Below are 14,158 nucleotides of genomic sequence, written 5' to 3'. Positions count from 1 at the left end.
CCCTTAAAAACGGGAACAATGCTGTTTTAAAACGATCGGACAAGGCAATGTCTTGTTCAAAAAGTTCCGGACTCCGTGTGGAGTTACTTTTCGGAAAGATACGAAGCAATCCCGTCCTGAGTTGCGGTAAGGCCTTTGTCCCCCTTGTGCCAATCGGCGGGGCACACTTCACCGTGCTCCTCGGTAAACTGGAGTGCGTCGATCACCCTTAGTACCTCGTCAACGCTTCTTCCTAAAGGCATATCGTTCACAACCTGATGACGGACTATGCCGGCTTTGTCGATCAGGAACAATCCCCGGTATGCTTCAGGGGCACCTACGAAAATCGGATTATCCGATGAATCGGTATCGTATTCTCCTGCAAGTACATCGTAAGCCATGGAGATTGTCAACGCATGATCAGCTACAATGGGATAGGTGACACCCTGAATCCCCCCATCTGATTTTGGCGTTTGCAGCCATTTCCAGTGTGAAACTGCAGAGTCGGTAGAACAAGCCACAACTACTGTGTCGCGATTTTCAAACGCTGCTATTTTTTCTTGAAAGGCGTGCAATTCAGTTGGGCAGACAAATGTAAAATCTGCGGGATAAAAGAAAAAAACCACATATTTTTTTCCTAAATAATTGTCCAATGAGAAATTATCCTCAATGATGTTCCCGTCAAGAACTGCGGGTGCCCAAAAAACAGGCGCTCTTTTTCCTACTAATACTGACATATTTGTAAATTATATTTTTGTTAATTATGAATGACCGGCCAAAGATATAAAAATTAACCGTCAACCCTGTTTTTTTGTTCGCTTATCAGCTATTGAATATTTCTATAACAGTGGTTTAGCCGTTTTAAAAAAACAACGGTATGAAATAAAATTAACGTTTTAAAATCGTTGCATTCAATAAAAAGAGTTACTTTTGCATGCAATAAAATTTAAACATACAGATTATGTCATTTATTGCAGATAAAATTACAATGGAAGGGTTGACTTTCGACGATTTGTTGTTGGTCCCCGGTTATTCCGAAGTTCTTCCCCGAAACGTAGATCTCTCCACCCATTTTTCCAGAAATATCCCGCTTAACATCCCGATGGTGTCGGCAGCTATGGATACCGTTACGGAAACGACTATGGCCATAGCTATTGCCCGTGAAGGGGGTATGGGGGTCATACATAAAAACATGACCGTTGACGATCAGGCAAAACAGGTGCGTGCGGTAAAACGTGCGGAAAACGGCATGATTCTGAATCCCATCAGTATCCATCCTGAGAAAACAGTTGCCGATGCACTTGAAATGATGGCTGAGTATAAGATCGGTGGAATCCCGGTCGTTATTGAGGACAATACGCTGGTTGGGATAGTGACCAACCGTGACTTGCGTTTTGAACGCAACATGGATAAGCTTATTCGTGAAGTGATGACCCGGGAAAACTTGATCACGACCCGTCAGACAACCGACCTGGAAGCTGCCGCCGAAATTCTTCAGCAGCACAAAATTGAAAAACTTCCTGTGGTCGATTCCAATTATCGGCTGGTGGGGCTTATCACTTACAAAGATATTACCAAAGCCAAAGACAAGCCTTATGCATCGAAGGATGAGCAAGGTAGGTTGCGGGTTGCTGCGGGGATCGGAGTGACTTTCGACTCTGTGGAAAGGGCTGCCGCTCTTATCGATGCCGGTGTTGATGCCATTGTTATAGACACAGCTCACGGACATTCGAAAGGTGTTGGTGATATGCTAAAACTTATTAAAAAAACTTTTCCTGAAATAGACGTTGTGGTAGGAAATGTTGCTACGGCCGAAGCCGCAAAATTTCTGGTAAAGGCGGGAGCCGACGGAGTGAAGGTAGGTATTGGCCCCGGGTCGATCTGTACTACGCGGGTAATAGCTGGTGTGGGCGTTCCACAACTTTCGGCTATCTACGATGTGGCACAGGCGTTGAAGGGATCAGGGGTGCCGCTCATCGCTGATGGCGGATTGCGTTATTCGGGGGATATCGTGAAAGCGCTGGCAGCCGGCGGTTCATCCGTAATGATGGGTTCGTTGTTGGCAGGGACAGAGGAGTCACCTGGAGAAACAATCATCTTCAACGGAAGGAAATTCAAAACCTACCGGGGGATGGGCTCGCTTTCTGCAATGCAGAAAGGTTCGAAGGACCGCTACTTCCAGGACGTGGAAGACGACATAAAAAAATTGGTTCCCGAGGGGATTGAAGCCCGGGTGCCTTTCAAGGGAACGCTGCAAGAGGTTATTTATCAGATGGTCGGCGGACTTCGCGCCGGAATGGGTTACTGCGGAGCTTCAACCATCGAGAAACTGCACGAAGCCAAATTCACCCGCATCACTTCTGCCGGATATGCTGAAAGCCATCCGCACGGTGTAATGATCACGCGTGAAGCACCTAATTACAGCCGGGATAAGGAATAATACGATTTAGGAATTTAATTTCCAGGTTTACGACTCTCAACCCTGCACGACAAGCTGTGTGGGGTTGTTTGCTATTTTCTAATTTTCAGCTTTCTAATTTCTGTAAAAAATCACTACCTTTGCAGACAATTTTTTTAAGTGGTATAAAAACGTTGACAATGAGCAAGAAATTCACCGAATACAGTCAGTTAAATTTATCGGAGATCAATAAGGAAATGTTGCGGCAATGGGATGAGCAGGACGTGTTTCGTAAAAGTCTGGAGATACGTGAAGGCCATCCGGAGTTTGTGTTTTATGAAGGTCCACCTTCTGCAAACGGGATGCCGGGTATTCACCATGTAATTGCACGTTCCATTAAAGATATTTTCTGCCGTTACAAAACGATGAAAGGTTTTTTGGTAAACCGGAAGGCCGGCTGGGATACTCACGGACTTCCCGTGGAACTGGGTGTAGAGAAAACGCTTGGCATTACCAAGGAGGATATCGGTAAAACCATTTCGGTAGAAGAATACAACAATGCTTGCCGTACAGAGGTGATGAAATATACCAAAGAATGGGAAGACCTCACGCGGAAAATGGGCTATTGGGTGGATATGAACGATCCGTACATAACCTATGATAATCGTTACATAGAGACGTTGTGGTATCTGCTTAAAGAAATTTACAAAAAAGGATATCTCTACAAAGGTTATACCATTCAACCATATTCGCCTGCAGCGGGAACAGGGCTGAGTACGCACGAGCTGAATCAGCCCGGTTGTTACCGCGACGTTAAAGATACCACCTGTACAGCGCAGTTTAAAGTAATCCATCCGCTACCCGAGTGGAAACAGTTTGGTGAAGTTTTTTTTCTGGCCTGGACAACCACACCTTGGACACTGCCGTCGAATATGTTGCTGGCGGTGGGCCCTAATATCGAATATGTTGCTGTACAGACGTTTAATCAATATACGGGTAACCCGGTGACTGTGGTATTGGCGAAAAATCTTCTCGATTCTTATTTCCCTGCGAAGAACGCTCAACTAAAACTGGAGGATTATCAGGAAGGGGGTAAAAATATACCGTTCCGAGTGTTGGAAAAAACATGGAAAGGCACGGAATTGGCTGGCCTGGAATATGAACAGCTTTTCCCCTGGGTAAAGGTGACGGAAAAAGCGTTTAAAGTTGTTTGTGGCGATTTTGTAACGACTGAAGACGGTACGGGTATTGTACACATTGCGCCTACTTTTGGAGCCGATGACGCAAAGGTAGGTAAAGAAAATGATATTCCCGGACTAACCTTTGTTGATAAAGACGGAAACACCCGGCCGATGGTTGACCTGACCGGGAAATTCTTCCGCCTGGAAGACCTGGACGGTGATTTTGTAAAAAACAATATAAATGTTGCTTTATACAAGGAGTTTGCCGGAAGATATGTAAAAAATGAATACGATCAAGCGTTGTCTGCTGATGAAGGAACACTGGATATTGACCTGTCCGTTTCTCTCAAACTTCGGAACCGCGCTTTCCGCATCGAAAAATTTGTTCACAGCTACCCGCACTGCTGGAGAACAGATAAGCCCGTGTTGTATTATCCGCTCGACAGCTGGTTTATCCGCTCGACAGCTTGTCGTGAAAAGATGATGGAACTCAACGACACCATCAACTGGAAGCCCCAGTCCACCGGAACGGGCCGTTTTGGAAAGTGGCTCGAAAACCTGCAGGACTGGAACCTGAGCCGCAGCCGTTACTGGGGAACACCACTTCCGATCTGGCGTACAGAAGACGGCCGGGAGGAGAAATGTATCGGTTCGGTAAAAGAGCTGTGCAACGAAATGCAAAAAGCACTCGATGCCGGTGTGATGAGCGAACTGCCCTGGAAGGATTTTGACCTGAAGGAGTACAGGGATCTGGAATACGGAAAAATCGACCTTCACCGTCCCTATGTGGACAATATTGTGCTGGTCTCCGAAACCGGAAAGCCGATGCACCGAGAACTCGATCTGATTGATGTCTGGTTCGATAGCGGCGCCATGCCTTTTGCCCAGTTCTTCTATCCACACATAGCGGAAGAGGAATTTGCAAAAGTTTATCCTGCCGATTTTATAGCAGAGGGAGTTGATCAGACCCGGGGATGGTTTTTTACGCTGCACGCTATCAGTACGATGGTTAAAGGCAGTGTGGCTTTTAAGAATGTGATCTCAAACGGGTTGGTCCTCGACAAGAACGGCAATAAGATGTCGAAACGATTGGGAAATGCGGTTGACCCGTTTGAAGCTATAGAGAAGTTCGGTTCCGACCCGCTCCGCTGGTACATGGTTACCAATGCCGCACCCTGGGATAACCTGAAATTCGATATTGACGGCGTGGAAGAGGCCCGCCGCAAATTTTTCGGAACGTTGTACAATACCTATTCCTTCTTTGCCCTTTATGCGAACGTGGACGATTTTCACAATCAATATCCCCCGATTGCACTGGCGAAACGCCCCGAGATTGACCGGTGGATCCTGTCGCTCCTGAACTCCCTGGTTAAAGAGGTGGACGGGGACTATGCCAGCTACGAGCCTACCAAAGCAGGAAGAGCAATAAACGACTTTGTAAACGACAACCTCAGCAATTGGTTTGTCCGTTTAAACCGCAAACGTTTTTGGGGAGGCGAGATGACCGAGGATAAAATGTCAGCCTATCAAACCCTTTATCAATGCTTGGTTACGGTAGCGAAGCTGATGGCTCCCATCGCTCCGTTCTATGCCGACAGGCTTTACCTGGATTTGGTGAAAGTAACCGGTAGCGAACGTTTTGAGTCGGTGCATCTGGCTGATTTCCCCGCCGTCGATGAATCGGCTGTCGATGTTGCCCTCGAAGAGCAAATGTACCTGGCACAAACAGCATCATCTATTGTGTTGGCGTTGCGGCGAAAAGTGAATTTAAAAGTCCGCCAGCCGTTGACGAAAATCATGATCCCCGTCGCAGATGAAAAGCAGCGCAGAAACATTGAAGCGGTTCAGGCTCTTATTCTTAGTGAAGTGAACGTGAAAGAACTGGAGTTCGTAGATTCGGCAAACGATATGCTAGTGAAGCGGGTGAAACCCGATTTCAAGAAACTTGGGCCTAAATACGGGAAAATAATGAAGCAACTTGCTGCACGTATCCAGGAAATGCAGCGGGATGAGATAAATAAGTTGGAGAAAAACGGTTGTTTTGCATTTCGGATAGAAGGACAAGAAGTCGTAATCGATCTGGCTGACGTGGAAGTTATTTCGGAAGATATCCCAGGCTGGCTGGTGGCCAACGAGGGACAGTTGACCGTTGCGTTGGATATCACCGTAACTGATGAACTGCGCAAAGAAGGGATTGCCCGCGAGTTGGTAAACCGTATTCAGAATTTACGCAAGTCGAAAGATTTTGATATTACCGACCGCATCGCTGTCCGGTTTTCGTCAAATCCGTTGTTCGACAGTGCCGTAAGGGAATTCAGCGAATATATCAAGACTCAGGTGCTTGCCGACTCTATAGAAATAGAAACACTGGTTTTTGAAGATGAAATAGAGATTGATGATGAGAAATTAACTATTGATGTACGTAAACAATAGTCGGACTATTTGCGTTTATGATTGATATATCGGTAACTAATTTTTGTTATCTTTGCGAAAACAACTACAGGTAAGATTATTTTGACATAAAACAACACCGTTGCCGATTATTAATTGATCGATACTAAACGTTAGGAAAAACAATTGAAATAAATTATAAAATATTTACTGTTATGAGTGAAAAGACGAGATACTCTGATGAGGAATTGGAAGAATTCCGGGCCATCATTAATGAAAAACTTGAGGTAGCCAGGCAGGAGTACGAAAACTACCGGGCAGCGGTCACCAATGCGGATGGTAACGATACGGTGGATACGTCACCTACTTACAAGGTGTTGGAAGAGGGCGCTTCAACGTTATCGAAAGAGGAGGCCGGACGGTTGGCTCAACGTCAGATGAAGTTCATTCAAAACTTACAGGCAGCATTAATACGTATAGAAAACAAAACCTACGGTGTGTGTCGTGAGACCGGTAAACTAATCCCTAAAGAACGTCTTCGTGCAGTGCCCCACGCAACATTAAGCATCGAAGCTAAACAAGGAAAAAGAAAATAGCCACTAGCTAATGATTTCAATGACAACACGAATGATCACTGGACAGGAAAGAAGTATTTCTGTCCCCGGTGTAATTACGTACAAATGGCTACCCGAATGAACAGCTCCACAAAAAAAAGACTTATTGCCGTTTCAGTTATCTTCTTGGTTTTACTCGTCGACCAAGTTAGTAAAATCTGGGTGAAAACCCACATGGCTCTCTACGATATGATTCATATAACCGATTGGTTTAAAATATATTTCGTGGAAAACAACGGCATGGCATTCGGTATAGAAGCCATAGGCAAATTGTTTCTTTCCCTTTTCAGAATAATAGCCGTAGGAGCAATTTTTGTTTATTTACTCCGGATTGTTCGAGAAAATTACAAGATTGGCTTTATTGCCTGCATCGCACTGGTGTTGGCCGGCGCATCGGGAAACATTATCGACAGCGTTTTCTACGGAGTATTCTTCCAGGCAAGTTACCCGGGACATGTTGCCTCTGTAGTGCCTTTTGGTGAAGGATATGCTTCCCTGCTCCACGGGAAAGTGGTGGATATGTTTTATTTCCCACTTATTGAGGGGACATATCCCGATTGGTTTCCGGTGATGGGCGGCAAAGACTTCTTGTTTTTTCGCTTTATCTTTAACGTTGCCGACTCAGCCATATCCGTAGGCGTTGTATTGTTGTTGGTTTTTTATCGAAAAACACTTTCCTATTCACTTCTCTCGAAAAAAGATAAAGAGAAGTTTGATCGTGAAAGGCAGGAACAATTGGAAAAAAAAGCTGTTTGTGAATCGTAAAGTTGCTGCATATCTCCTGACTTCGGTAATTCTGAGCATTTTGTTCTCTTTTTGCAACAGGCCGAAAGAAGTGCTGAACAGGAAAGATATGGAAAAACTGATGTACGATATTTACGTTGCCGAAGCAATGATTGAAAATGATTATCAGGGCTTTGACACACCGGAAAAAAAGGAGGCGCTTATCCGCGATGTTTTCAGGAAACACCAAACAACGCAGGCGCAGTGGGATACCTCCCTTTCCTGGTATTCAGACAGAATAGATATCTACCTGAAAATGAATGATTCCGTTAAGGCGCGCCTGCAACGCCGCCAGAGAGCGAGCGAACAGGTCATGAATCGTCAGCTCCAACAAGAGCAATCACTTACCGCCCGTTCTTATTCGCCTTCCTACATTCCTGAAAACTACTCTTTTGATGAAACAAATCCGAAAAACGGTTTCCGTTTCCGGATGGACACAACTGACATTGCTCAAAAGATAAATAGCAGCGGTTTCGATTTCGGTTTCGACGTTATCGGTATCCCCGCTCGTTCGAAACCAGATTTGCGGGCAGTATTGATGCTCGAATACAACGATACGGTTATTTATCACTCCGAGTTCATTGTTGAGAACAGGAGCTACTTGTTGCACGGACAAAAGTATATCCCCGGTGATACAATTAGGGGAATAACTGGGTTTGTAAGGTTGCAAGACACCATCGGTATGTTTAGAAATATTCGGCTGAATAATATCTTTTTGGGACATCCAAACGATTCTGTCCAACCCGCCCAACGCAACGTGTCGGCACCTCAGGAGAGAATACTCATGGATGAGGAAACGGGGACGCAGTAATCCCGAATTCCTACACGATCTAATATTAAATTTTTTACTACATTTGCAGAAAATTACAGCACAGAATCCAACATTTAATGATTAACAAATAAATTTTTCGAAAGATGAAGAAGAAGAGAGTTTACACCTTTGGCAACGGACAGGCCGAGGGTCGTGCAGATATGAAGAATCTGCTTGGAGGGAAAGGCGCTAATCTTGCCGAAATGAACCTGATCGGTGTGCCCGTCCCCCCGGGATTTACCATTACCACCGAAGTGTGTACCGAATACAACCAGCTTGGCAAAGATTATGTGGTAGATGTGTTGAAGCCCGAGGTTGAAAAAGCAATTAAAAACATCGAAAAGCTGATGGGAGCTAAGTTCGGTGACAGGGAAAATCCTTGTTTGGTTTCTGTGCGCTCCGGTGCCCGGGTTTCAATGCCCGGCATGATGGACACGGTCCTGAATCTTGGATTAAATGACGATGCCGTGGAAGGAATAGCCAAAAAATCGGGGAACGAACGTTTTGCGTGGGATTCTTATCGTCGTTTTGTGCAGATGTATGGCGACGTGGTGTTGGGAATGAAGCCACAAAGCAAAGAGGATATCGATCCGTTCGAAGAAATAATGGAAGAGATGAAACAAGCCAAAGGAGTGGAGCTCGACAACGAACTGACTGTCGATGACCTGAAAGAATTGGTAAAACGTTTCAAATCTGCCGTGAAAAAACGTACAGGAAATGATTTTCCCGAAAGTGCATGGGAGCAGCTTTGGGGGGCCGTCTGCGCCGTTTTTGACAGTTGGATGAACGAACGCGCCATCCTTTATCGGAAAATGAATAATTTCCCGGAAGAGTGGGGAACCGCTGTTAATGTGCAGGCCATGGTTTACGGAAATATGGGTAAGACATCCGGAACAGGAGTGGCTTTCACCCGCGATGCTGCAACCGGTGAAGATATTTTTAACGGTGAGTACCTGATAGACGCACAAGGAGAAGATGTGGTGGCAGGTGTGCGCACACCGCAGGAAATAACACTCGAAGGTTCACGCCGTTGGGCAAAACTGCAAGGGGTATCGGAAGAAGAACGTGCCGCTAAGTACCCTTCACTCGAAGAGGCATTGCCCGAATGTGCCAAAGAACTGATTGAAACGCAGCAGAAACTTGAAGACTACTTCAAAGACATGCAGGACCTCGAGTTTACCATACAAGACGGTAAGCTGTGGTTGTTGCAGACCCGCAGCGGTAAACGTACCGGGGCTGCCATGATCAAAATAGCCATCGATATGCTTCATCAGGGTTATATCGATGAAAAAACGGCACTGAAACGCTGCGATCCCGAAAAATTAGACGAGTTGCTACACCCTGTTTTCGATAAAAAAGCATTGGCAGCGGCCAAACCGGTAACCAACGGGCTCCCCGCATCGCCAGGGGCTGCCGCAGGACAAGTTGTCTTCCATGCCGACGAAGCTGAAGAATGGGCTAAAGAAGGAAAAAAAGTGATCCTCTGCCGCATCGAAACGTCGCCCGAAGACTTGCGCGGTATGGCCACAGCACAGGGGATTTTAACCGCCCGCGGAGGAATGACTTCTCACGCTGCCGTTGTGGCACGCGGTATGGGGAAATGTTGCGTGTCGGCAGCAAACGGTGTGGTTATCAACTACAAGGAAAGGAAAATGACCATTAACGGGAAAGTGTTTAATGAAGGGGATTGGATTTCGTTAAACGGTACTACTGGAAATGTTTACGAAGGAAAAATACAGACGCAGGATGCTGAGTTGGGTCCCGATTTTCTCGAACTGATGAAGATTGCAGACAAGTATACCCGTATGAACGTAAGGACCAATGCCGACACACCTCGGGATGCGAAAGTAGCACGTAATTTCGGGGCTACCGGAATCGGTTTGTGCCGCACCGAACACATGTTCTTCGAAGAAGACAAGATTATTCCCATGCGTGAAATGATTCTGGCCAAAAATGAAGAGGGCCGTCGTAAAGCGCTGGAAAAACTGCTCCCCCTGCAGAAAAAAGATTTCAAAGGAATTTTTGAAGCTATGGACGGATATCCCGTGACTGTCCGTTTGTTGGATCCTCCTTTGCACGAATTTGTTCCCCACGATGAAAAAGGGCAAATGGAAATGGCGAGGGTAATGGATATTTCTTACAGCGATATACACGAACGTGTGGAAAGCCTGATGGAATCGAATCCTATGCTTGGGCTGCGCGGTTGCCGCCTTGGAAACTTGTATCCCGAAATCACGGAAATGCAAACCCGGGCTATCATTGAAGCTGCGCTTGAACTGAAAAGGGAAGGCATCAAGGCCATTCCGGAAATCATGGTTCCGCTGACAGGTATCGTGTATGAGTTCCAGGCACAGAAAGAGATTATTGAAAAAACTATCCAACAGGTATTCAGCGAAAACAGTGATTCCATCGAATACAAGATTGGGACAATGATCGAGATCCCCCGTGCTGCACTCACCGCTCACAAGATCGCCAAGGAAGCCGACTTCTTCTCGTTTGGTACGAACGACCTGACACAGATGACTTTCGGCTATAGCCGTGATGATGTGGCTAAATTCCTGCCGTTATATATTGATAAAGGGATCCTGAAACAAGACCCGTTTGCTGTTCTCGATCAAAACGGGGTAGGACAACTGGTAAGTATGGCCGTACAGAATGGCCGTGCAGTGAAACCCTCACTTAAATGCGGTATTTGTGGTGAGCACGGGGGTGAACCTTCATCGGTGAAGTTCTGTCACCGTGTAGGGCTCAACTATGTCTCCTGTTCTCCGTTCCGGGTGCCTATCGCACGTTTGGCAGCAGCCCAGGCCGCGATTGAGTAAAATCTCCGGTAAGATAAATTTTGTAAAGACGCGATAAGTCGCGTCTTTACTTTTTAATGCTTGCCCACCAAATTCAGTCCGATAACCGACAAAACCAGTGTGCAAAGAAAAAAAATCCGCCAGAAGGCCGTGGATTCTCCCAGGAAAAGAATTCCTGCCAATACCGTAAACACTGCACCTATTCCACCCCACACGGCGTAACCTGTTCCAACGGCAACGGCATTTTCACCGCTAATGGCTTTGAAAAGTAGAAACATACTGATGGAGACGCTAATCAGAAAGGACAAAAACCACATAACGGCCGTTTTGCCTGTACTTGCCGACATCCTTTCAAGACTGAAAGCAAAAATGGCCTCAAACAATCCACCAACAATAAGAAAAATCCAATTCATCATAGTTGTAAAATGTAAAGGGTGCAAATATACACCTTTTATGTTTTTTCTGGATAAAGCCTTGCTCTATTTAGCAATAAATACTAATTTTGGACAACTATTCAACCCGTTAGACAAACACTCCCCATTTAAATGAAAGTATTGTTGTTCGTTTTTTCTTGTTTGGCTTTGTCCGTTTCCTGTCAAAAAAAAATGGAGTATTACAAAAGTAGTGATTTTAAATCCGTGAAAAAGGTAGATGCACATCTCCACATCAATACGGACGATGGACGGTACCTGGAATTTGCCACACTGCAAAACTTCAGCATACTTTCTCCAAACGTTGATGCCGGAACACCTGTCGAAAAACAGCTAAGTATTGCAGCCGTACACCGGCAAAATTATCCTGGAAACTTTGCTTTTCTGGGGACATTCACCGTAGATAGTTTTGGTACTTCCGGTTTTGTCCGGAGCGTGATCGGACAGATTGACCGTGCCATTGAGCAGGGCGCTTCCGGAGTTAAAATATGGAAGAACATCGGGATGAGCCTGAAAGACAGCAACGGCAGGTATGTCATGGCGGATGATCCGATCTTTGACCCCATATTTCAATACCTGACAGACAAGAAGATTCCTTTGATGGCTCACCTCGGCGAACCGCGCAACTGCTGGCTCCCGCTAGAACAGATGACCGATTCCGGCGATTACCGTTATTTCAAGAATCACCCTGAGTATCATATGTTGTTACACCCCGAAGCTCCCTCATATGAAGATCAGATCAACGCCCGCGATAATGTACTGAAGAAGTTTCCGGGCCTCACTTTTGTGGCGTCTCATATCGCCAGCTTGGAGTGGAACCTGGATGAAGTTGCCGAAAGGCTTGATCGCTATCCGTCGATGAGCATCGATTTATCGGCACGAATGGGACACGTTCAGCGTCAATCGGTTGCCGACTATGAAAAAGTACGCGATTTTTTTATCCGGTACCAGGATCGGATTTTATACGGCATTGATATAACGATTAGCGAAGGCGGTGACCGTTTCGATACTGTTTCGTCGGAAATGCTCCGGAAATGGGAATCAGACTGGGCTTACCTGGCAACGGATTCCATACAGGTTATAGAGAACATTAGTGGCGATATCCGAGGGCTTCACTTGCCCAAAACCGTAATCGATAAGGTATATTATGAAAATGTGAACCGGTATTTCAGTGCTTTTGAGAAATAAGCCGGATAACAGCTGTCGGCCGGCCCGTGAGTAAGTAATCCCGCACGGAGGGTGTTACTTTGCCTTGCAGATTTCCTGAGACAGCCGTCGACAGATGATTTTGTATCTTTTAATAATTGATTTGTTGCCCGATAATTTTATTATAATTACTTTTACATTCAACTTTTCAAAAAACCTGTAAAAAATGAAATTTTCTGCAAAAATACTATTATCGCTTGTCGTTTTTACGTTGATGGCGAATAGTGCTGCTTCTCAAAATAACATTGTCGATGAGATCGTTTGGGTGGTGGGCGATGAAGCCATACTTAAATCCGAGGTGGAGGAATACCGGAAGGACATTCAGATGCAGAACCAGCGTATCGAGGGCGATCCATATTGTTTCATCCCTGAGCAGATGGCTATAAACAAGTTGTTTCTCGACCAGGCAAAGCTCGACAGTATCGAGGTGAATGAGGCCAACGTGAACCGTATGCTGGAATATTACATGAACGAGTACATTTCATCAACGGGATCGGCAGAAAAGCTCCAAGAGTATTTTGGTAAGAGCCTGAGGAAAATCCGCGAAGACCTTCGGACCCAGTTACGCGAGCAACAGCTGATACAGGGTGTGCAGCAAAAACACTTTGAGAATGTATCGCTGACCCCTTCTGAAATCCGGAAGTTTTACAACACGATTCCGCAGGACAGCTTGCCGTTTATCCCTACCACCATGGAAGTACAGATAATCACCGTTGAACCCGAAGTGCCTTTGAAAGAGATAGACGCAGTGAAGAACAGGCTGCGTGAATATACCGAGCAGATCAACTCGGGAAAAAGCTCTTTTTCCACACTGGCCTTGTTGCACTCCGAAGACCCGGGGACGGCACTCAAGGGAGGGGAAATGGATTTCCAGACAAGGGCGCAACTTGTTCCCGAGTTTTCGAATGTAGCATTTGCTCTCAACGATCCGACAAAAGTTTCGAATATAGTTGAAACGGAATATGGATATCACATCATACAACTTATCGAACGAAGAGGGGATATGGGTAAATTCCGCCACATTTTGCTGAAGCCGAAAATTCCACAGGAACAATTGGACACTGCTCTTGTCCGGCTCGACTCCATCCGAAACGGAATTGTCAATAAAAAAATCACGTTTGACGAAGCTGCTACTTTCTTTTCGGCGGATAAAGATACTCGGAACAACAAGGGAATTATGGTCAACAACCGGTCCAATTCACAAAACACGGGAACTCCCCGTTTCCAGTTGAGTGAGCTTAATCAGGACATTGCCAAGGTGGTAGGGGAAATGAAAGTAGGGGAAATGTCTAAACCCTTTGTTATGGTTACCGATAAGGGCAAGCAAGTAGCAGCCGTGGTGAAAGTCACCAACCGGAACGACGGGCACAAAGCCAACATCAACAACGACTACCAAATCATTAAGCAAATGGCTGAAAATGACCGTCGCCAGGAACTGATGGACGACTGGTTGCAGAAGAAAATAGAAACCATCTACGTTAGAATTGATCCCAACTGGAAAGGGTGTGATTTTAAGTATAAAGGCTGGCTGAAGTAATAGGCTTAATTCGTCGTGGCGGTGAA

At 45.7% G+C, this 14,158-nt stretch carries 10 protein-coding genes; 8 read left to right on the top strand and 2 right to left on the bottom strand.

All coding sequences use genetic code 11. The features are described 5' to 3' along the window. Positions 1–83 precede the first annotated feature (83 nt). Positions 84–716, bottom strand: a complete 633-nt coding sequence (locus tag AACM02_RS01080) for a peroxiredoxin (protein WP_214063394.1) — start codon at positions 714–716, stop codon at positions 84–86. 224 nt (positions 717–940) lie between these two features. On the opposite strand from AACM02_RS01080, the gene guaB reads away from it, so the two are divergent. From guaB to ppdK, 6 genes are all read left to right on the top strand, one after another. Continuing rightward, the gene (gene guaB / locus AACM02_RS01075) at positions 941–2,419 is read left to right on the top strand and encodes an IMP dehydrogenase (protein WP_339115817.1); all 1,479 of its coding nucleotides are present in this window, start codon (positions 941–943) and stop codon (positions 2,417–2,419) included. A 158-nt stretch (positions 2,420–2,577) separates the two neighbouring features. Further along, positions 2,578–5,991, top strand: coding sequence for an isoleucine--tRNA ligase (gene ileS, locus AACM02_RS01070; protein ID WP_339115816.1), 3,414 nt, complete (start codon positions 2,578–2,580; stop codon positions 5,989–5,991). A gap of 173 nt (positions 5,992–6,164) precedes the next feature. Beyond that, complete coding sequence (locus AACM02_RS01065; RefSeq protein ID WP_214062774.1) at positions 6,165–6,545, top strand: TraR/DksA C4-type zinc finger protein; 381 nt, start codon at positions 6,165–6,167, stop codon at positions 6,543–6,545. A gap of 96 nt (positions 6,546–6,641) precedes the next feature. Beyond that, on the top strand, positions 6,642–7,328 hold the full coding sequence (locus AACM02_RS01060) for a lipoprotein signal peptidase (RefSeq protein WP_214062775.1): 687 nt from the start codon (positions 6,642–6,644) through the stop codon (positions 7,326–7,328). Further along, the gene (locus AACM02_RS01055; protein ID WP_339115815.1) at positions 7,318–8,157 is read left to right on the top strand and encodes a DUF4296 domain-containing protein; all 840 of its coding nucleotides are present in this window, start codon (positions 7,318–7,320) and stop codon (positions 8,155–8,157) included. Before AACM02_RS01060 ends, AACM02_RS01055 begins: the two co-directional genes overlap by 11 nt. A gap of 104 nt (positions 8,158–8,261) precedes the next feature. Next, positions 8,262–10,979, top strand: coding sequence for a pyruvate, phosphate dikinase (gene ppdK, locus AACM02_RS01050; protein WP_332455887.1), 2,718 nt, complete (start codon positions 8,262–8,264; stop codon positions 10,977–10,979). Between the two features lie 53 nt (positions 10,980–11,032). Here the strand turns inward: ppdK and AACM02_RS01045 are convergent, their stop codons facing one another. Then, positions 11,033–11,371, bottom strand: a complete 339-nt coding sequence (locus tag AACM02_RS01045) for an SMR family transporter (protein WP_339117410.1) — start codon at positions 11,369–11,371, stop codon at positions 11,033–11,035. Positions 11,372–11,563: 192 nt separating this feature from the next. Between AACM02_RS01045 and AACM02_RS01040 the strand changes: the two genes are divergently transcribed. Together AACM02_RS01040 and AACM02_RS01035 are read left to right on the top strand one after the other, a co-directional pair. Continuing rightward, positions 11,564–12,577, top strand: a complete 1,014-nt coding sequence (locus AACM02_RS01040) for an amidohydrolase family protein (RefSeq protein WP_214062904.1) — start codon at positions 11,564–11,566, stop codon at positions 12,575–12,577. Positions 12,578–12,809: 232 nt separating this feature from the next. Further along, entirely contained in the window at positions 12,810–14,132 is a 1,323-nt protein-coding gene (locus AACM02_RS01035; RefSeq protein ID WP_332455898.1) for a peptidylprolyl isomerase, read from the top strand. Positions 14,133–14,158 lie beyond the last annotated feature (26 nt).

It is taken from the genome of Petrimonas sp., from assembly GCF_963921705.1.
Taxonomy (GTDB): Bacteria; Bacteroidota; Bacteroidia; order Bacteroidales; family Dysgonomonadaceae; genus Petrimonas; species Petrimonas sulfuriphila.
Note: the sequence above shows the minus strand (reverse complement) of the source record. Positions and strands in the feature narration are given on the sequence as shown.